A 19741-nucleotide genomic window follows, 5' to 3' on the forward strand; every position below is an offset into this window, starting at 1 on the left:
GCGGTACTGAAGCGGGCCGGCCCCGTCAGGACGCGTCCCGGATCTCCTCGAGCGCCTCCGGGTTCTCCATCGAGGACAGATCGCCGGGCTCCTTTCCCTGGTGGACCGCGGCGATGGCGCGCCGGATGACCTTTCCGGACTGCGTCTTCGGGAACTCGCTGACGAACTCGATCTCGCGGGGGCGGAACGGCTTCCCGTGCTCCTCGCCGACGAGCCGCCGGAGCTCCTCGCGGAGGTCCTCTGACGGCTCGGCGTCCGCCTCGAGCACGGCGTACGCGACGACGGCAGTGCCGGTCGTCTCGTCCGGCACGCCGACGACCGCGGCCTGGTTGACGTCCGGGTGCTCGATGAGGACGCTCTCGATCTCCGCGGGGCCGACCTTCCGGCCGGCGACGTTGAGCGCGTCGTCCGCGCGGCCGTGGAGGAACCAGAAGCCGTCCGCGTCCTTCTGCGCGAAATCACCGTGGTCCCAGAGGTCCTCCCACGTCGACCAGTACTCCTCGAGGTAGCGCTCGTCACCCGACCAGAGGCTCTTCGTCATCGACGGACAGGAGTCGCGCGCGACGAGGTAGCCGCGCTCGTGGGTCTCCCTGATCGACTCGCCGGCCTCGTCGACGACGTCGATGTGCATCCCGAGGCCCGGCCCGCCGAGCGTGCAGGGCTTGAGGGGCTGGGTCGGCATCGGCATCAGGAAGCAGCCGCAGATCTCCGTGCCGCCGGAGATGTTGATGATCGGAGCCTCGCCGTTGCCGATCGTGTCGTAGAACCAGCGCCAGGACTCGGAGTCCCATGGCTCACCGGTCGAGCCGAGGAGCCGGAGCGAGGAGAGGTCGTGCTGCGCGACCCACTCGTCGCCGTGCTTCCGGAGCGCCCGGACCGCCGTCGGCGAAACGCCGAAGACGGAGAGGTCGTGGCGGTCGATCATCTTCCAGAAGCGGTCGGGCTCGGGATGGTCCGGCGCGCCCTCGTACATGAACACGGTGCCGCCGAAGGTGTGGTTCCCGATGAGCGTCCACGGGCCCATCATCCAGCCGATGTCGGAGACCCAGAAGAACCGGTCGTGGTCCTTGTGGTCGAAGCCGAAGTAGATCTCCTTCGCACACTGGGTGAGCACGCCCGCGTGCGTGTGGACGATGCCCTTCGGCTCGCCGGTCGTGCCGGAGGAGTACAGCAGCATCGACTCCTGGTCCGCGGGGAGCGACTTGGTGTCGTACTCCGGCGACTGCGTGGCGACCGCGTCGTCCCAGGTCTCGTCGCGGTCGTCGTCCCAGGGGATCTGCGCCGCCGCTGAGGTCGCCCCGGAGTCGTCGGGATCGCCGCTCGCGGGCGTGAGCCCGAGCCGGTCGTAGACGACGGTGTGCTCGACGTGGCCGGCGGCGTCGATGGCGGTATCGCAGTCGGCCTTCAGCCGGACCTCGTCGCCCCGGCGGTAGAAGCCGTCGCCCGTGAACAGGACCTCGGGCTCGCTGTCGGCGATGCGCGTCGCCGTCGCCTCCGTGCCGAAACCGGAGAAGATGGGGACCGCGATGGCGCCGACCTTCAGGCAGCCGTAGAGGATGGAGACGACCTCCGGCACCATCGGCATGTAGAGCCCGACGGTGTCGCCGGTCTCGACGCCGACCGACTCGAGGTAGTTGGCGACGCGATTGGACTGCCGGTGGAGCTCGTGGAAGGTGATCTCGCGAACGTCGCCGGGCTCGCCCTCCCAGATGAGCGCGACGTTGTTCCGATTCGGCGAGTCGACGGCGGCGTGGCGGTCGACGACGTTGTGCGCGGCGTTGATCTCGCCGCCGACGTACCAGTCGGTGAACTGCGGGCCCTCGGCGTCGTCGCGCACCTGGTCGTAATCCTCGTAGAAGTCGATGCCGAGGTAGTCGACGATCTCGTCCCAGAACCACTCGACGCCGGAGTCCTCGACGCCCTCGATCCCCTCCGTGGTTCGCTGGATGAGCTCGTCGTAGTCGTCGATGTCGTACTCCTGCATGAACTCGTAGACGTTAGTCGACTCCACGAACTCCCGGCTCGGTTCGTGGACGACCTCGTCGATCCCCTCGAGCTGATCCATAGCTGTTCGGTGCTTTCGGTCGGGTCGGTAAGTAACTTTCTTGAATAATGTGGATCGTCATTCTCGGCTTCGAGTTGGGATACGAGAGTCGGTGCGAGGTTTATATAAGCAACACAGAGATTCGCGAAATATATTGGCTACTCTCGCTCCGAGGATGGAGAAGACGACCTCGGGTGCGCCTCGGGTTCGACGTCGATCCGGGAACCACCTTCGCCGCCGTAGTAGCTAAAGAACGTCGCCACCTTCCGGATGGACGTGGACAGGTCCTGATGGGTGTCTACACCCGGAACGGCGATCGGTTGGCAGGTGTGCGACCCCACTGATTCCGCACGGCCAGGTCGCTGAGCTCGTGCATGCACGCGAATCCACCCAGCAGGCCGGAAAGCGACGTGGCTGGCCGCGTCGGCGCTCGTGGCCGTTCCCGCCACAGGACACGGTGGCCCGTCGACCCCTGTGTGACTCTTTTATACGTACGGTCGACACCGTTAACAATCGTCGCGTTGTATGGTACCACATGGCAACCGATGAGGCGACGCTGTACGCGGGCGACTCGCTCGACGGCCGTCGCTGGATCGTCGGCGCCGGCGGCGGCGTTATCGGCGCGCTCCTGTTCGGCGCGCTGACGACGTTCGCGCTCCCGGAGGCCGCGCTCGTCACGTCGATATCCGCCGTCTACGGCTCGACAGGACCAGGGCCCGTGGCCGCGTGGGGGCTCCACCTGTTCCACGGCGCCGTGCTCGGGTTGGTGTTCGCCGCGGCGGTCCAGCACCGCCGGATCGGCAGTCACACCTACAAGTACTGGAACTCGCTGGGGCTCGGCACCGCATTCGGCGCGGTCATCACGGTCGGCGTGGTCGGCCTCGCCGCTGCACTCACGCTCTCGGACGTCCTCGGCGGCAGCTTCGGGTTCGTGATGACGCCGTCCGGGTTCGCCGCGGTGACCATCGGGCACCTCGCGTTCGGCATCACGCTCTCGCTGCTTCACACGGTGTACGTGCGCGGCTGACCGCGCCGGCAACGACGGGCGAGAGTCTGAAGGAACGACGAACGCGACGCAGAAGAACCGTCGGGAGCGACGATATCGGCCCTCAGATGGTCAAAAGAGGCTTTTCGGCGGTCAGAAGGAGCTCTTCAGCCGCTCGAAGAAGCCCTGTTCGACGTCGATCTCCTCGCCGCCGGCTTCGGCGAACGCCTCGAGGGCGTCCCGCTGCTCGTCGGAAAGGGAGTCGGGGACGACGACCTGCACCTTGACGAGGAGGTCGCCGCGGCCGCGGCCGCGGATCCGGGGCATCCCCTTGCCGCGGAGGCGGAACGTCTCGCCGCTCTGGGTGCCTTCCGGCACGTCCATCTCGACAGTGCCGTCGACGGTTTCGAGCTCGATCGTGTCGCCGAAGACCGCCTGCGGGAACGAGATGGCCTCGCGCACGCGGAGGTCCGCGCCGTCGCGCTCGTAGCGCTCGGGGACGTCGACGTCGACCTCGATCAGCAGGTCGCCGTTCGGGCCGCCGTTCTCGCCGGGGGCGCCCTCGCCCTCCATCCGGAGCGACTGGCCGGAGCGGATCCCGGCCGGGATCTCGACGGAGAGGGTCGCCTCCTCGCGGACGACGCCCTCGCCGCCGCAGTCCGGACAGTTCTCGCTGTACGTCTCGCCGGCGCCGTCACACCGCGGACACTGGCCGGTCTGCTGGACGCGACCGAGCGGTGTCTGCTGGACCTGCGTCACCTGCCCGCGACCGTCACACTGCGGACAGGTGGAGACGTCGGCGTCGGGCGGGTGGCCCGCGCCGTCACAGGTCGAACACTCGGCGGGTCGCTTGACGTCGAACTGCTTCTCGACGCCCTCGAACGCCTCCTCGAGGTCGATGGTGAGGTCCGTGCGCAGGTCGTTGCCCTTCCGCGGCCGGTTGTCCTGGGCACCGCCGCCGGCGCCGCCGCCGAAGAACTGGTTGAACAGGTCCTCGAAGCCGCCGGCGCCGCCGCCGGCGCCACCGCCGAAGGGGCTGCCGCCGCCGCGACCACCACGGCCGCCGCCACCGGTCGCGCCGTGTTTCTCGGCCTCCTGGAACCGCTCGTGACCCATCTGGTCGTACATGCGGCGCTTCTCGTCGTCGGTGAGGACCTCCTTCGCCTTCTGCAGCTTCTTGAACTTCTCTTCGGCGTTCGGGTCGTCACTGACGTCGGGGTGATACTCCGAGGCCTTCTGTCGGTACGCGGACTGGATCTCGTCCTCGTCGGCATCCCGCGAAACTCCGAGTATGTCGTAGAAATCTTCGCTCATGCGTTACGTAGTCGTTGGTGGTCGTAATCCGTGGTGGTACTTGAAACGCGTGTCCGCGGGGCAGCCCGCGACGAGATCGTTACTCGTCGTCGTCCGCGTCGTCCGCGTCGTCGTCGACGTCCTCGAAGTCGGCGTCGACGTACTCCTCGCCGTCGCCGCCCTGGCCGGCACCGCCGGGGCCAGCGCCGCCGGGGCCGGCTGCGCCGCCCATACCGCCGGGGCCGCCAGCCGCGCCGCCGGCGCCCGCCGCGCCGGCCTGTGCGGCCTGCTCCTGGTACATCTGCTTGCCGATCTCCTGGAGCTCGTCGGCGAGGTCCTCAGTGACCTGTTCGAGCTCGTCGACGGAGGCGTCCTCCTCTTCGAGAACCTCCTCGACGTCCTCGATGGCCGCCTCGATGTCGGCGGCGAGGTCCTCGTCGACTTCCTCCTCGTTCTCCTCGAGGAGCTTCTCGGCGCGCTGGATCGAGGACTCGGCCTCGTTGCGCGCTTCGATGCGCTGGCGACGTTCCTCGTCCTCCTCGGCGTGCTGTTCGGCCTCCTCCTGCATCTGCTCGATCTCCTCGTCCGAGAGGCCCGCGCCGCCCTCGATGGTGATCGACTCGGCGTTGCCGGAGCCCTGGTCCTCGGCCTCGACGTTGACGATGCCGTTCTCGTCGATGCTGAAGGAGACCTCGATCTGCGGGGTCCCGGCCGGCGCCGGCGGGATGCCGGTCAGCTGGAACTCGCCGAGCAGCTCGTTCTCCTCGGCGATCTCGCGCTCGCCCTGGAAGACGCGGACCTGGACGGACGTCTGGTTGTCCGCGGCCGTGGTGAACACCTTCGACTCCTCCGTCGGGATGGTGGTGTTCTTGTCGATGAGGCGCTCGAAGAGGCCGCCCTTGACCTCGATACCGAGCGAGAGGGGCGTCACGTCGAGCAGGACGATGTCGTCGACCTCGCCGCCGAGCACGCCGCCCTGGATGGCCGCACCGAGCGCGACGGCCTCGTCCGGGTTGACGTTCTTCTTCGGCTCCTGGCCGATGAGCTCCTCGACTTTGTCCTGAACCTGCGGCATCCGGGTGGAGCCGCCGACGAGGATGACCTCGTCGATGTCGCCCTTGTCGTAGTCGGCGTCCTCGAGGGCCTGCTCCGTCGGGCCGACGGTCCGCTCGATGAGGTCCTCGGTCTCGGACTCGAACGTCGCCCGCGTGATGGACTGCTCCAGGTGGACCGGGCCGGAGTCCGTCGCCGTGACGAACGGGAGGTTGACGGTCGTCTCCTTCTTGTTCGAGAGCTCGATCTTCGCCTCCTCGGCGGCGTCCTTCAGGCGCTGGAGGGCCTGGCGGTCCTCGCGCAGGTCGATGCCGTGCTCGTTCTCGAACTCGTCGGCGACGTGGTCGATGATCGCCTCGTCCCAGTCGTCGCCACCGAGGTCGTTGTCCCCGTTGGTCGCGACGACCTCGTAGACGCCGCCACCCAGGTCGAGGATGGAGACGTCGAACGTGCCGCCACCGAGGTCGTACACGAGGACGGTCTGGTCGGAGTCGTCGTCGAGGCCGTACGCCATGGAGGCGGCGGTCGGCTCGTTGACGATGCGCTCGACCTCGAAGCCGGCGATCTCGCCGGCGTCCTTCGTGGCCTGGCGCTGCTTGTCGTTGAAGTAGGCGGGGACCGTGATGACCGCCTTCTCGACGTCGTCACCGAGGTACTCCTCGGCGTCGTGTTTGATCTTCTGGAGGATCATCGCCGAGATCTGCTCGGGCGTGTACTCCTCGTCGTCGATCTCGACGGTGTAGCCCTCCTCGCCCATGTGCCGCTTGATCGACTGGATCGTGCGGTCGGGGTTCTGGACGGCCTGGTTCTTCGCCGGCTTGCCGACGAGCCGCTCGTCGTCGGAGAACGCGACGACCGAGGGCGTCGTCCGGTCGCCTTCCTCGTTCGAGATGATCTCGGGCTCGCCGCCCTCCATCACTGCGAACGCAGAATTGGTGGTACCGAGGTCGATACCCAGAATTTTGTTGCTCGCCATCTTACACATTCATATCGGCTTAACCCGGTTAAACGTTACTAGACGAACTAGCCAGCGCCAGCGACCCGCCACGACGCTATCTTGCGGTTTTCGTGCCACCAGTCACCCGCCGGCCGTTCCTTTTATATCGATCTGCAAATCGATCGTCACGGGCGACGATTCAGGGACCTATCTGGTGGGACGGTTCCAGGGGCTGTCGGGGGCCGTCGGTGCGTCTGGGGGATCCGGCAGTGTCGGCACCTCACCCGAGCACGCCCGCGAGTTCCAGCAGTGTCCGGTCCGCGCAGTCGTTCGGCACCGCCTCGAACCAGTCGACGCGCTCAATGCTCTCGTCGCTCGTCCCCGGGTCGGTGGCGACGGCTGGCGCGTCACCGCCCGTCCGCGCGAGGAAGCCGACGAACCACATCGTCACCTCGTCGCTGCCGTCGGCTCGTTGCAGGCGCTGGCGTCGGAACTCGACCGGCCGCTCGATCGTCGCGTCGACGCCGGTCTCCTCCCGGACTTCGCGCTCGGCCGCCGTCGCGAGCGACTCGCCGGGCTTCGCCAGCCCGCCGGGCACGATCCAGCCGTCGCTCCAGGCGTTCGAGACCAGCAGGACCCGTTCCGCCTCGTCGCGGACGACGGACCCGACGCTCGCGGCCGTCTCCTGCTCGGCGCGCGTCAGCGCCTGCTGAAACGCCGCCGGCGACAGCTCCTTGACCGATTCCGTTACCGGTACGTCCGAATACTGCTCCCGGAGTTCCTCGATGCCCGTCATGCTCCCTGCTACGCGAGGCCCTGGTGAAAATAGCTCCGTCCACCCGACCCGGCCGTCGCTGGAGGTCGTCCACCCGACCAGTTACGACGCCAGGTCGCGGCAGGCGTCCGCGCACTCCTCTAGGGGCTCGACGCAGGCCCAGCAGTGGGCGTCCTCCTCGTGTTCCCGACACTCACCGGCAGCTGCTTCACAGGCGTCCGCGCAGGCTTCGGCGACGGTCGGGGCGTGTGGCGATCCGCGCGCCATCAGCGATGCCAGCGTGGAGGCCAGCGTCGCGGCGTCGCGACAGGTCCAGATACACGCGCCCTTGCCCTCCTCGCGCGAGCAGGCGTCGACGCAGTTCTCGGTGGCTTTCACGACGGCGTTACACGAGCCGATGCACGATTCCTCGGCTGCTCCGAGCGAGATTGCGTCCTGCATCCGCCGGTCTGCTCCCGGCGCGCTCAAAAGCGGGATGGCCGTCACGGGACGGCCGACGGACCGGTCGCTCGCGCCGTATACGTATCAACTCCCGAAGTACAGCAGCCCCCAGGCACCAGCCAGCGAGTGCCGCCTACAGTCCCCGGACCGTCTCGATGACGCCGGTGATCTCGAGGCCGATCCAGAGCAGGAACGCGCCGTACAGCCCGATGAAGACCCACGCCTCCGTGTTGGTGAGCTCGAGGTCGGTGCGGGTAAAGACGATGAACACCAGCGTCACGAACGCGAGGTAGCTCAGGAGCGGGACGGCGACGAGGAAGTTGATCGTCACCGACCCGGCGAGGATGACGCCGACCGGGATCGCGACGAGCAGGTTGAACGTGTTGCTGCCGAGGACGTTCGTCAGGCTCGTCACGCTCGAGTCCCGCCGGGCCGCGCGCACGCTCACGAACGCGTCCGGCAGGCTGGTGGCGACGGCGATCACCGTCAGCCCCCAGAGAAGGCTCGGCGTGTCGAAGATGGCGCCGAGATTGAGCGCCGCGCGGACGATCCCCTCGACGCCGACGGCGATGACGACGAGCGACACCGCGAGCCTGATCCACTCGCGACGCGGTTCGACGTCGACGTCCTCGGCGCTGACGTGCTCCTGGGTGTCCTGGTGGTGCAGGAAGACGTAGATGGCGTACGTCGCGAGCGGGAAGACCACGAGCGTCGGCGTCAAGATTGCGGCCCGGTTCGTCCCGCCGGGGACGTAGGTCGCGCCGAGCGCGAACGTGACGAAGAGCACGAGGACGCTGATAATGTAGAACTGCGCGTCCTTGTGGACGATGTCGCGCGTGGACTCCAGCTCCTCGCTGGCGAACGCCGAGAGCGCCGGGATCATGAGGAGGTTGAAGATCGCGCTGCCGACGATCGCGCCGACCCCGAGCGAGAACTCGTCGTGCAGGAGCGTGCTCACCACGACGGAGCTGAGCTCCGGAAAGCTCGACCCGACGGCGACGACGATGGCCCCGTGAACGGCGAGGGGTAACCCGTAATGCTTGCTCAACCGCTCCGCCGAGTTCTCGAGCAGTTCGCTGCCCTTCCAGATGATGCCGGTCGTCACGACAGCCAGCGCGAGCGACCCGAGTACCCCGACCATTGACCGGAACGTCGTCGCACTCGGATAAAAAGGCGGTTTTTCGCGACGGTGGGACAGGTCTCTGGAGTAGCCCAGTTCTGCTGACCGATCCGCGCGCCGACCGGTGGTGTGTTACCAAAGTATAACAGCCGCGCGCCGACAGTCGAACCATGCGCGAGGCGTTCATCGAACTGCTCCGGGGGAACGCGGATCACGCCCGCGAGTTCCAGGGCGCGTTCGACGACGTGCAGGCGTCCCAGGCGCCGCCTGTCGTGACGGTCTGCTGTGCCGACTCGCGCGTCCTCCAGGACCACATGTGGGACAACGACGAGCCGGGGCGGGTGTTCACGTGCGCGAACATCGGGAACCGCGTCGTCCAGCGGACGGCGGTCGGCGAGGTCGTCTCCGGCGACGTGCTCTACCCGATCGCGCACACGGGCACCGAGACGGCCGTCGTCGTCGGCCACACCGGCTGCGGCGCGGTCACCGCCACCTACGACGCCCTCACCGGCGAGGTCGCGGAATCGCCGGGGATCGAACACTGCCTCGCGCTGCTGGAGCCCCACCTGGAGGTCGGCCTCGACCTGCTCCCGGACGACCTCTCGCGACCGGAGGCGATCAACCGGCTCGTGGAGTACAACGTCGACCGGCAGGTCGAGTTCCTCCGCCGGAGCGACGAGGTCCCCGACAGCGTCGACCTCGTGGGCGTCGTCTACGACTTCCAGGACGTGTACTCCGAGCGCCGCGGGGAGGTCCACGTCGTCAACGTCGACGGTACTATCGACGTAGGGGAGTTAAAGGAGGAACATGCGGAGGTTGCCGACCGGATCGATCGGCTGTGGACTTATTGAGTTAAACATTTTATATATAATTAAGGATCTTTTGACTTCACCGACTCACCCAGTGATGCATTTTCCGTTAAATTGGAGGCTAGATGGGCGTTTAACGCGAACCGGACCTCGACGGCAGCGCAAGTTTTCAGGGAGCTCTCTGTGGCTCTTGCTTATAAATCGCATATAAACGAACGAACGCTGCTGCGCTTGCCAGCAACGCAAACATCCAGAAAGCCCTCGGCCGCTCGCGGTCACTCCGCGACATATCCGCGGCTCTCCGCACCGCCCGCCGCGGATAGTGCCTGGCTCAGCGACTCCCCTCCGGCGCGACCGGCCGTCGCCCTTTCAGACCGCCAGGACCACGACCGCACAGCTACCGCAAGCCTCGGCCCTCCCCAGCCTCGGCCGGGGCGCGCCGGTCCGCCTCGGAAGACGGTCCGGGCTTCCGTTGCGTCTGCGACGGACGGGTCCGGGCTGCGACTTCCGGCCCCTCGTTCGCTCCGCTCACGAGGACACCGCGCGGCGCGCCTCGGCCTCCCTCGCACGCGTTGCTCGCGCGCGCCGCCGCACCCGCACCGCGACCACCCGGCAGCCGCCGCGAGCGACGCCCGGCCACCACTCCCGGGCGGGACTGAAAGGGGCAGCCGCTGCGCGGGACGCCCTGCGACGTAAGCACCGAGCCGACGAACGAGCGACCGAAGGGAGCGAGTGAGCTGGCGAGGCGCGCAGCGAGCAGCGCGACCGCTCAGCGGCTGGGGCTTTCTGGGTGTGCTGAGTGGTGTCACTCGCGATGATAGCCAATCTTATTTATAAGTGCGAACGCGCAGCGACAGGAGCATTCTGCGTATGCTGAGTGGTGTCACTCGCGATGACAGCCGATCCTATTTATAAGCGAACTGGCACGTCGCGTTCGTCGAGGTACTCCTTGATCTCCTCGATAGTGTACTCGCCGAAGTGGAAGATCGACGCCGCGAGCGCCGCGTCGGCGCCGCCCTCGGTCAGCACCTCGTAAGCGTCCTCCGGGCCGCCGCAGCCGGAGGAGGCGATGACGGGCGTCGAGACGTTCTCGCTGACGGCCTTCATCAGCGGGATGTCGTAGCCGTCCTTCGTCCCGTCCTGGTCGATCGAGTTGATGAACAGCTCGCCGGCGCCGCGGTCCTCGGCCTCGTTCACCCACTCGATGACGTCCCGACCGGTGCCCTCGCGGCCGCCCTTCTTCGTGCACTCGAACCAGACGGACTCGCCGTCGACCTCGACGTAATGTTCACCCTCGTCGTCGTAGCGCCGGCGCGCGTCGACGGAGATGACGATACACTGCGAGCCGAACGCGGCGGCGCCCTCCTCGATGAGCGCCGGGCGCTCGAGCGCGCCGGTGGTGATGGAGACCTTGTCCGCGCCGGCGCGCAGCGTCTCCTTGATGTCGTCGGTCGTCCGGATGCCACCCCCGACCGTCAGCGGGATGAACACCTCGTCGGCGACGCTGCGGACGACGTCGAGCATCGTCTCGCGGCCCTCGGCGGACGCCGTGATGTCGAGGAAGACGAACTCGTCGGCGCCGGACTCGTTGTACTTCTGTGCCAGCTCGACCGGGTCGCCGGTGTACTCCAGGTTCTCGAAGTTGACACCCGTGTAGACGGCAGCGTCGCCCTCCTCCGTGACGTCGACGTCGATACAGGGGATAATTCGCTTCGTGAGCGCCATTGAATACCGGCAGCTACGACCCGGACGGTACTAAAAGGTCCGAGGTCCGCCCGGCGACGGCGACGCCCCCGGCCGGGGCTGGCGCCGTTCTTACGAGCTGGGAACGGGGGGCGTGTTTATGACGGTTTACGCGAACTCGTACGTAATGCGGACGCGTCCCACCTCAACCCATGACTGACAATCATTTCGTCTTCGTGTGTGAGCGCTCACCAGGGTTCGCTCGTATCGCCGCCGCGGTCGCGAACGCCCGGAGTACCGACGATACGACCGCCGTCGGCGGCCCGATACAGGCCGCGGGGTTCGTCCACAAGCGCGTCGCGGACGCCGGCCGACGCGTCGGCTGCGAGATCGAGACCGGGCGCGTCCAGCCGCTCGACGTGCGAACGCTCCGGGACGCCGACCGCGTCGTCGCCATGGGCTATGCGCCGGACTGGGTCGTCGACCTCCCCCACGCCGACCACTGGGACGGCGACTTCCCGAGCGCCGCGGACCCCAACACCATCCAGGACGCCGTCGAACGAGCGGAGACCAAGGTCGACCGCCTGCTCGTCGAGACCACCGCGGTCGACGCGACGACCCCGACCTCCGGCCAGAGCGTCGGCGACTGAAACGCTCGGCCGGAGAGCGACCGATGGGCGATCTAATGGGACAATCGAACCCTCCGGCAACTCTACAGGCGACCTGGACAGGCGGCCTGAACAGGTTGAGGAGGAAAGCGGCAAGATCGCGTCGCGAGTAAATAGTCGACGACCCCCGTTCCTCGTTGACTGTCGTTGTGAACTCTTCTCACACGTCCGATAGGGCTATCACTCGCCTCATCGACGTCGCCGTATGCATATCCGCGAACTCCAGGGGCTCGCCGACGTTCGGGGGACCGACCGAGTTAACCGGCGGTGCTGGCAGGCAGCCTACGACGACGTCCTCCCCGCATCGGTCGTGGATCGTGACCCGGCGAGTGAGGACGCGCTTCGGGACCGGCTGGCCGCGATACGGTCGTGGACCGGTGCCACGCTCGTCGCCGTCGACGACGACCGAATCGTCGGCTACGCGTTCGCCCGCTGGGGCGACGATACCAAGCCGTTCGTCGAGGCCGACGACGCCGGCCTGAAGGAGCTCTACGTCGATCCGGATCACTGGAACGAGGGCGTCGGCACGGGCCTCCTGAGTCGGGTCGAGGAGCTGGTACCATCAGCGTGCGGGGGACTCACTCTCTCCATGCTCGCAGGCAACGAGGTCGGTCGTCGCTTCTACGACCGGCGGGGGTTCGTCGAGGACGGCGACACGACCGACGAGATCGGCGGGAACGTGTACGCCTGCGTGCTGTTCCGGAAACCGCTCCCCGGCGGGGACCGCTGAGCTGCTCGTCAGTCTCGAGCCGTTCATCGTCAGTCCCGCACCGATCGTCGTCAGTCCCGCGTCGTTCAGGTGCGTTTTTGTACTCGCGGCTCGCAGACGCTCCCATGACGGACCACTCTTCCGACTCGGAATCGGACAAGCGCGTAACCGCCCCGATGCAGGAGTTCGGCGGCCGCGAGGTCGGCGTCGGCGCCGTGATCCTCCTCGTAGGGCTCCTCGTCGCATACGCCCTGCCGCTGCTGCTCGGCTGATTTTTAAATTCCCTTCCAGTCGCGATTACGGCGTCCGCACGACCACGCCTGCTGCTCCCTTCTCGGCTCCACCGTCACGTTCGGCCGTGACGGTCGTTTCGGCGGTGAACGCCGAGTCGCCGACGACGAGTGCGACGGTTTCGTCGTCGACCCTGACGGTCCTGAACGTCGCGTTCGTCTCCGGTGCCGTCCACACCTGTACCGAGCCGTTCGCAGTGTCAACTCGCTTCGGCTCGCCGCGCGCGTCGAGGTAGTCACCCATCGCGCGCTCGGCCTGCGTCGCGTTCGGCTCGTCAGCGAACCGGAGGACCCAGACGTAGCTCCGGTTCTCGCCGTCGTCGAAGGTGAGCCGCTTGTCGGCGCGCCATCCGGTGCCAGCGGTCGCGGCAGTCTCGTCGTCGAGCTCCGTCGCGAGCGCGACCCGGAAGTAGAGCTCGCCGAGTCGGTCCCGGCGGTCGCTGCGCTCGGTCCAGGCGTCACCCTCGCGCACGTCGACCGGGAGCGAGGCGACCGGGGGCCGGTCCGTGTTCACGCCGTGGATCACCTCGCTCGTCGTCCGCGGGGGCTGCTCGTAGACGGTTCGCAGGTCGCCGGCGTCGTCGGCGCGGGCCGCGACGTGCTCGGACCCGTAGTGGTACGGGCCGAGCGCCAGCCTGGTCGCGCCGGAGGCGTTCTCGTATCGCCATTCCATCGACGTCCGCGGCGGGACTCCCGTGTCCATGTACGCCTCGTGATACGCGTCGGTCGCGTAGACGGCGCTCCCCTCGATCGTCGCCCGGTAGGCGAGCTGGGAATCGGTGGTCCCTCGGAGGTCGCCGGCGTTGACACGGCTCGAGGTGATCGAGAACGCTTGCTGCTCGAACTGGATGATGTGGACAGCCTCGTGGGCCAGAACGGCCTCGGTCGTCGTCTCGTTGTCGAGAATCGCCTCGTTCACCACGATCCGGTCGGGGCCGTCGACGTAGCCCGCGGCAGCCAGCCCCTCCCGGTCAGGGTACGTGATGCCGAGCAGCCGCTGGAATCGCGGGACTGCGCCGGATCCGAGCTGCATCCGCCCGTCGGGGAAGACCTGGATCCGCTCCGGCGGGAGCGCGGCCGTCTCGTTCGTGAGCACGGCCATCCGTGCGAAGACCAGGGCCGGCGGCTCCGCGAAGCGGTCGGCCTCGTCGACCTCGATGTCGTAGGTGTCCGCCAGCGAAGCAGGGTCTGCCGGTGTGCCCGTCGCGTTCGTGGCGCTCCCGTTCGAGGCGTTTGTCGCGTTCGCCGTCGCGTCCGGCGTCGACGGCGCGTCCGTGGCCACGGCTGGTTCGCCGGCCGTCGAGTTCGTCGGCGCCGCCACGGGGGCGGCACAGCCGGCGAGGAGGAGCATCACCACGACGAGGAGGGCGGGGCGAGCGCGCATGCTATGCCGGGCTGAGTGCCCGTGCCGCAAAAGCGTTCGGTGGAAACGCTCCGGTTCCGGCCGCCTACAGCCTTTTGTACGTCACCTGAGTTTCCCTCGACAGGGATGCCGGGTGATACTGTGTTCGTCTGTACAGCCGAGGAGTGTGACGCGGGGCCGTGGGAGGGATCCCACGACGCGATGGCTCACTGCGCGGAGAATCCGGGCCACGCGTACACGGGACGCCCCCGAAACGAGGTCGAGACCGACCCGCTGCCGGCGACGTCGGTTGAGGACCAGGACAACCGGAACCTCCAGCACAAGGGTGATCCCCAGGGGGCGGTCGCTGACCAGGAGTAGTCGCGATCGCCGCTCGGGAGCGGCCCGCAGTCGCTGGGATTCTCGCCGACCCCGCCGCTCAGCAGCGGGTGAATCGCCACGGACGGGCCGAGGCCGACCCGGACCGGCTCACTCCGCGTGCGTGACGCGCGTTCCGGCCTCATCCCGGAGGGCGTCGCCCAGCCGAGCCGGCGACGTGAGTATCGCCCGCCCACCCACGGCCTCGACGAAGTCGACGCAGGCCTCGATCTTCGGCTGCATGCTCCCAGCTGCGAACTCGCCGGCATCCAGATGCGCACGGAGCTCGGACGGGGTCGTCGCGCCGATGGGCCGCTGATCCTCGGTCCCGTAGTCGAGGTAGGCGGCGTCGACGTCGGTGAGCAGCAGCAGCTCGTCGGCGTCGACCGCCTCGGCGACGAGGCGGGACGTGTGATCCTTGTCGATGACGGCGGGGACACCTTCGAAGCACGTGGTGTCGGAATTTTCGCCCGCTCCGTCGCCATCGTCGGCGGCCACAACCGGAACGCCGCCCCCGCCGCCGCAGATCACCGGGCCGGCGTCGTCGCGGACGAGGGTGCGGATCCGGTCGATCTCCAGCACCGACGTCGGCCTGGGAGAGGGGACGACGCGGCGGTAGGCCGTCCCGCCGTCGCGGTGGACCTCGGTCGTCTCGAACGGTTGCTCGGTCACCTCCGACTCGGTGTAGTAGGGGCCGATGGGCTTCGTCGGGTCCTCGAAGGCTGGATCGTCCGGATCGACGCGCGTTCTCGTGATGACGACCGCGGGGTCCGGACCGAACGCGTCGCCGAAGGCCCCCTGGAGCAGGTACCCGACCTGCGCTTGCGTCTCCGCGCCGACGACGTCCAGCGGCTCCGCTGGCCCGGAGGACTCCTCCTCCGCGAGGAGCCGGTTTCCGACCTGCGGCCCGTTCCCGTGCGTGAACACGACGTCGTAGTCGCGCTCGCGGAGCGGACGCAGGTTCTCGCGCGTCTCCCGCATGCGCTCGCGCTGCTCCGCGACCGTCCCCTCGCCACTTCGCAGGAGCGTGTTACCGCCGAGCGCGACGATGGCCCTGGGCATGTGCGGACGTTTCGGGGGACGCGGAAGGGGATTGTGGCCGGCGTTACGCCTCGACCTCCTCGACCGCCGCGACCCCGCCCGCGACCGCATCGAGGAGTGCATCGACGTGTTCGTCCCGGCTCCGCGAGCAGAACAGCTCGTGGCCGCCGTCGAACTGGATCCGGTTCGCCGCCGGCGTCTGGGCCTCGATGGCGTCTGGGCCTCGATGGCGTCGGTGCCGACGATGGCGTCCGCGGGGTTGGTAAAGACGAGGTCGTCCGCGTCGAACGGCGGGATCGACTCCTGTGCCCGTCTCGCCTCCCGGAGGAAGGTCGGCGAAGCGTAGTCGCGGACGGGCGCGAGATACTCGGCCTCGAAGTCGGTGATGGTCCGCAGGATCTCGAAGGCGGTGACCGCGTACTCCGCCGCCGTCAGCTGCGTGATCAGTCACTAGACGCCGTCGTGCTCGGGGTGGTTGCCGAACCCGAGAATCAGGACCACCTCCTCCGAACCGGCACCGAACTGAACGCGTCGCATACGGCTTCGATATTGGCAGGCTACAAAAATACTCTCCCGGGGCCGCCGACGTCGTGGCCCGTCAGGTCGATATCGGGTCGCAGTGCCAGCCTGGATCCTCGCCCGTTCGCTCGATCAGCTCGGACCGGCACGCCGGACAGTAGTCCGGCTCCGGGGAATCGCCCCGGGGAACGTACACCGCGCCGCCACACTCGACGCACGCGTCCGCAACGATGGTGACGCAGTCCGCACAGACGTTGAAGTCGTCGACCGTCAGATCGCGCAGCGGTTCGAGTTGTTTATCCAGCGTGTACTCGTCGATGACCGTCTGACAGTTTTGGCACGGTTTCATAGCGATGCATATTGGTCCATGTGACCGATACCCAAATACCTGCCCCCCGCGACAATCTGAAAACGGGGGAGGGTGGTGGGGTTGAGGTAACTTCGAGTTGCCTCCGAGCAGGACTCGCGCCAACACCGGTTGGACCGGGAAGAATTACTGGACGAGGAAATGTGACGCCGCGGAGAGATAGGGGGACGCGGCGAAGAAACGCCGAATTATACCACTCAGGTGGCCGTTCCGTCCCGCTGGAGCGCCATCAGCCTGTGTCACGTTCGCGAGGTCGTCGCTGACCGGACGTCGCTCCTCGATGGCGGCGAGTGTCGCTCCGGGTAGGGATTTATAAGCGTCAGCCGGACTCCGCGACGCGGTCCATCTGGCACTGCACGCACAGGTCGTCGGCGAAGCAGCCCACCTCGTCGTACGGGCACTCGTGCTCCTCGACGTCGAAGGCGAGCCGGCGCTTGGCGCGTTTCCACTCGTTCTCCCAGCGCTCGATGTCCATCTCGTCCGACCGGAAGACGACCTCCCCGTCTGCCGCCTCGATCTTCGCGGCCGCCGCCTCGGATCCGCGCTCCGTCACCGTCTCGATGGCCGCCCGATACGAGCTATGCTCGATCCGGTCGTGGTCGCCGCTCTCGTGCAGGAGGATCACCGTGACGGGGCGACGCGTCGTCTCGGTGGGCTCGTGTTCGGTCGGCATTACGACCCGGTACGCGGGGCCGACCCAAGAAAGTGCGCTTGCGCGGCGACGTCCGCGCGCGGAACGGCCGTCGACTGCGGATCGATCATCGGTGCCGTCGGCGATTATTCGAAAAGTGGCCGAAGTGTGCGGGATCCATACATACTAACCAGATGGTTTCATAACGCTGGTAACAGGATGGGAACCTCCGAGATACGGGTGCTCCACGTCGACGACGAAGGAAGCATCACGGAGATAACGGCGGAGTTCCTCGAGCGCGAGAACGAGCGGTTCACCGTCGAAACCGCTCCGAACGGGGCCGACGGGCTCGAAGCCCTCGAAGCGAACGAGTACGACTGCGTCGTCTCCGACTACGACATGCCGGGCATGGACGGCATCGAGTTCCTCGAAGCCGTCCGCGAGCGGTATCCGAACCTCCCGTTCATTCTCTACACCGGAAAGGGCAGCGAGGAGGTGGCGAGCGAGGCCATCGTGGAGGGGGCGTCCGACTACATCCAGAAGGAGAGCGGCACCAGCCAGTACGCGGTCCTGGCGAACCGCATCGAGAACGCCGTCGGGAAGTACCGGGCGGAGCGCGACGTCGAAGCGACCCGGACCCGCTACCAGCGCCTGATCGAGGAGTCGACGGACGTCATCCTCGTGGTCGACGACGCCGGCAACTTCGAGTATTTAAGTCCCGCCGCGGAGCGGGTCCTCGACTACAGCTCCGACGAGATGACCGGCAACTACGCGTTCGACTACGTTCACGAGGCCGATCAGGACGAGGCGATGGCGCGATTTAGCGACCTGGTCCGGACCCCCGGCGGACACGAGAGCGTCGAGTTCCGATTTAAAGCCGGGGACGGCTCGTGGCGCTGGCTCGAAGCGCGCGGCCGGAACCTGCTCGACGACCCGATAATCGAGGGGATCGTCGTCTACGCTCGGGACATCACCAGTCGGCGGGAGCGGGAGGAGACGCTAAAAGAGCTCATCCAGCGGACGGGAGACCTGATCGAGGCGACGTCGAAAGCGGAAACCGCGGAGGTCGCGATCGACGTCGTTGGCGACGTGCTCGACGCGCCGCTTGCGGGGTTCCACCTGCTGTCCGACGACCGGCAGCGGCTCGAACCGGTCGCCACTCTCGACGAGGTACGATCGGAGCTCGGGGACCCGCCAACGTACGACCGGTCCGACGAGTCGCCGACGTCGGCGATCGTCTGGGACGCGTTCGAGGACGGGGAACCGGTCCACATCGACCGCGTCGAGAGCGTGGACGAGCTGGCCGACGCGACGCCGGTCCGGACCGGGTGCATCTATCCCCTGGGCGACCACGGCGTCTTCATCGTCTCCGAGATGGAGCCGAACGCGTTCGACGAGGTCGACAGGAAGTTCCTGGAACTACTGGGCCGGACGGTTCGGGCCGCACTCGACCGGGTCGAGCGGGAGTCGGTGCTTCGGGAGCGGAATCGGCGCCTCGAGCGACTTCACGAGACGGGACGGGAACTCATGCAGGCGGATTCGACCGAGGAGATCGCCGAACGCGTCGCCGCTGCGTCGGGAGCCATCCTCGGGTTCCCGATCACGGTGGTCCGCTACCACGACGAGGAAACGAACCGGCTCGTCCCCGTGGCGACTACCGACGAGGTCACCGACTTGCTCGGCCCCCGCCCGGCGTTCGGCCCCGAGGAGACGAGCACCACCTGGGAGGCGTACCAGGAGGGGTCGCCGGTGATCTACGACGACGTCGACGACGTGGACCACGCAGCCGACCCGGAAACGCCCCTCCGGAGCTTCATGATCGTGCCGATCGGGGAGCACGGCACGGTGAGCTTCGGCACGACGGCGCCGGGGTCGTTCGACGACAACGACGTGTTTCTGGCCCGGCTGTTGGGAACGACGACCGAGCTGGCGCTCTCTCGGCTCAAACACGAGCAGGAGCTCGTTCGCCAGCGGGACGAGCTGGACCGCCAGAACGAGCGCTTAGACCAGTTCGCCAGCACGCTGAGCCACGACTTGCGGAACCCCCTCAACGTCGCGATGGGACAGCTGGACCTCGCTCGCGGCGAGCGTGACAGCGAGCACCTCGATGCCGTGGCTCGCGCGCACGAACGCATGGAGTCGCTCATCGAGGACGTGCTGTCGCTGGCGCGTGCCGAGACCGAGCTGGCCGAGCTCGAATCGGTCGATCTGGCGGTCCTCACGGAAGGATGCTGGCAGACCGTCGAATCCGGGTCGGCGGAGCTGCGCGTCGAAACCGACCTGGTCGTCCGCGCGGACGACGCGCGACTGCGCCAGCTCATGGAGAACCTGCTGCGGAATAGCGTGGAGCACGGGGCCGGGAGCAGTCCGTCGAGTGGGGACGGCGAGGTGACGATAACCGTCGGCGACCTCGAAGACGGGTTCTACGTCGAGGACGACGGGCCGGGAATTCCGGCCGACGAGCGGGAGGCCATCTTCGAATCGGGCTACTCGTCGACGACCGGCGGCTCGGGGCTCGGGCTGAACATCGTCAAGCAGGTCGCGGAGGCCCACGGATGGGAGGTCACCGTCACCGACGGTACCGATGGTGGCGCCCGGTTCGAGTTCCGAGGGATGGAAAGCCAACAGGCCAGTGCCGGGTGACCGAGGCTCGCTC

Annotated in this window: 19 protein-coding genes; 8 read left to right on the plus strand and 11 right to left on the minus strand. The window is 67.5% G+C overall.

What is annotated here, in order from left to right:
* Positions 1–25: 25 nt before the first annotated feature.
* Positions 26–2065 carry an AMP-binding protein gene (locus tag ACQE3M_RS07515; protein ID WP_430504976.1) on the minus strand — a complete coding sequence of 680 codons (2040 nt, stop codon included), beginning with the start codon at positions 2063–2065 and terminating at the stop codon, positions 26–28.
* A gap of 514 nt (positions 2066–2579) precedes the next feature.
* Here ACQE3M_RS07515 and ACQE3M_RS07520 point away from each other — a divergent pair.
* Positions 2580–3071, plus strand: a complete 492-nt coding sequence (locus ACQE3M_RS07520) for a hypothetical protein (protein ID WP_430504977.1) — start codon at positions 2580–2582, stop codon at positions 3069–3071.
* 111 nt (positions 3072–3182) lie between these two features.
* Here ACQE3M_RS07520 and dnaJ read toward each other — a convergent pair whose 3' ends face one another.
* The 5 genes from dnaJ to ACQE3M_RS07545 all read right to left on the minus strand — a co-directional run bounded on the left by dnaJ (position 3183) and on the right by ACQE3M_RS07545 (position 8669).
* Positions 3183–4343 (minus strand): molecular chaperone DnaJ, encoded by a 1161-nt coding sequence (gene dnaJ / locus ACQE3M_RS07525; protein WP_430504978.1) that lies wholly within the window; start codon positions 4341–4343, stop codon positions 3183–3185.
* Positions 4344–4422: 79 nt separating this feature from the next.
* On the minus strand, positions 4423–6351 hold the full coding sequence (dnaK, locus tag ACQE3M_RS07530) for a molecular chaperone DnaK (protein WP_430504979.1): 1929 nt from the start codon (positions 6349–6351) through the stop codon (positions 4423–4425).
* A gap of 241 nt (positions 6352–6592) precedes the next feature.
* Positions 6593–7108: an NUDIX domain-containing protein gene (locus ACQE3M_RS07535; RefSeq protein WP_430504980.1), complete on the minus strand. Its 516-nt coding sequence runs from the start codon at positions 7106–7108 to the stop codon at positions 6593–6595.
* Between the two features lie 81 nt (positions 7109–7189).
* Positions 7190–7528 (minus strand): four-helix bundle copper-binding protein, encoded by a 339-nt coding sequence (locus ACQE3M_RS07540; protein WP_430504981.1) that lies wholly within the window; start codon positions 7526–7528, stop codon positions 7190–7192.
* A 133-nt stretch (positions 7529–7661) separates the two neighbouring features.
* Positions 7662–8669, minus strand: a complete 1008-nt coding sequence (locus tag ACQE3M_RS07545; protein WP_430504982.1) for a sodium:calcium antiporter — start codon at positions 8667–8669, stop codon at positions 7662–7664.
* Positions 8670–8818: 149 nt separating this feature from the next.
* Between ACQE3M_RS07545 and ACQE3M_RS07550 the strand changes: the two genes are divergently transcribed.
* A complete protein-coding gene (locus ACQE3M_RS07550) occupies positions 8819–9499 on the plus strand; it encodes a carbonic anhydrase (protein ID WP_430504983.1) in 681 nt (226 codons plus the stop codon).
* Between the two features lie 867 nt (positions 9500–10366).
* Here the strand turns inward: ACQE3M_RS07550 and hisF are convergent.
* Positions 10367–11182, minus strand: coding sequence for an imidazole glycerol phosphate synthase subunit HisF (gene hisF, locus ACQE3M_RS07555; RefSeq protein ID WP_430504984.1), 816 nt, complete (start codon positions 11180–11182; stop codon positions 10367–10369).
* A 170-nt stretch (positions 11183–11352) separates the two neighbouring features.
* Here hisF and ACQE3M_RS07560 point away from each other — a divergent pair, with 170 nt between their 5' ends.
* The 3 genes from ACQE3M_RS07560 to ACQE3M_RS07570 all read left to right on the plus strand — a co-directional run bounded on the left by ACQE3M_RS07560 (position 11353) and on the right by ACQE3M_RS07570 (position 12789).
* A complete protein-coding gene (locus tag ACQE3M_RS07560) occupies positions 11353–11790 on the plus strand; it encodes a hypothetical protein (protein WP_430504985.1) in 438 nt (145 codons plus the stop codon).
* Between the two features lie 223 nt (positions 11791–12013).
* On the plus strand, positions 12014–12538 hold the full coding sequence (locus ACQE3M_RS07565) for a GNAT family N-acetyltransferase (protein WP_430504986.1): 525 nt from the start codon (positions 12014–12016) through the stop codon (positions 12536–12538).
* Positions 12539–12642: 104 nt separating this feature from the next.
* On the plus strand, positions 12643–12789 hold the full coding sequence (locus tag ACQE3M_RS07570; protein WP_430504987.1) for a DUF7550 family protein: 147 nt from the start codon (positions 12643–12645) through the stop codon (positions 12787–12789).
* A 25-nt stretch (positions 12790–12814) separates the two neighbouring features.
* On the opposite strand, the gene ACQE3M_RS07575 is transcribed toward ACQE3M_RS07570, so the two are convergent.
* Positions 12815–14191 carry a hypothetical protein gene (locus ACQE3M_RS07575; protein ID WP_430504988.1) on the minus strand — a complete coding sequence of 459 codons (1377 nt, stop codon included), beginning with the start codon at positions 14189–14191 and terminating at the stop codon, positions 12815–12817.
* Between the two features lie 105 nt (positions 14192–14296).
* On the opposite strand from ACQE3M_RS07575, the gene ACQE3M_RS07580 reads away from it, so the two are divergent.
* Positions 14297–14530 (plus strand): hypothetical protein, encoded by a 234-nt coding sequence (locus ACQE3M_RS07580; RefSeq protein WP_430504989.1) that lies wholly within the window; start codon positions 14297–14299, stop codon positions 14528–14530.
* Between the two features lie 108 nt (positions 14531–14638).
* Here ACQE3M_RS07580 and ACQE3M_RS07585 read toward each other — a convergent pair whose 3' ends face one another.
* Entirely contained in the window at positions 14639–15589 is a 951-nt protein-coding gene (locus ACQE3M_RS07585) for an amino acid kinase family protein (protein ID WP_430504990.1), read from the minus strand.
* Here ACQE3M_RS07585 and ACQE3M_RS07590 point away from each other — a divergent pair.
* Positions 15588–15914 (plus strand): hypothetical protein, encoded by a 327-nt coding sequence (locus ACQE3M_RS07590; RefSeq protein ID WP_430504991.1) that lies wholly within the window; start codon positions 15588–15590, stop codon positions 15912–15914. The genes ACQE3M_RS07585 and ACQE3M_RS07590 overlap by 2 nt on opposite strands.
* 252 nt (positions 15915–16166) lie before the next feature.
* On the opposite strand, the gene ACQE3M_RS07595 is transcribed toward ACQE3M_RS07590, so the two are convergent.
* Together ACQE3M_RS07595 and ACQE3M_RS07600 are read right to left on the minus strand one after the other, a co-directional pair.
* Positions 16167–16436, minus strand: a complete 270-nt coding sequence (locus ACQE3M_RS07595) for a DUF7571 family protein (protein WP_430504992.1) — start codon at positions 16434–16436, stop codon at positions 16167–16169.
* A gap of 337 nt (positions 16437–16773) precedes the next feature.
* Entirely contained in the window at positions 16774–17127 is a 354-nt protein-coding gene (locus ACQE3M_RS07600; RefSeq protein ID WP_430504993.1) for a hypothetical protein, read from the minus strand.
* Positions 17128–17304: 177 nt separating this feature from the next.
* Here ACQE3M_RS07600 and ACQE3M_RS07605 point away from each other — a divergent pair, with 177 nt between their 5' ends.
* Positions 17305–19728, plus strand: coding sequence for a sensor histidine kinase (locus tag ACQE3M_RS07605; protein WP_430504994.1), 2424 nt, complete (start codon positions 17305–17307; stop codon positions 19726–19728).
* Positions 19729–19741 lie beyond the last annotated feature (13 nt).

Origin of the sequence: Halosubterraneus shenae (assembly GCF_050510935.1) — an archaeon.
In the GTDB taxonomy this organism is placed as follows: Archaea; Halobacteriota; Halobacteria; order Halobacteriales; family Haloferacaceae; genus JBDGPU01.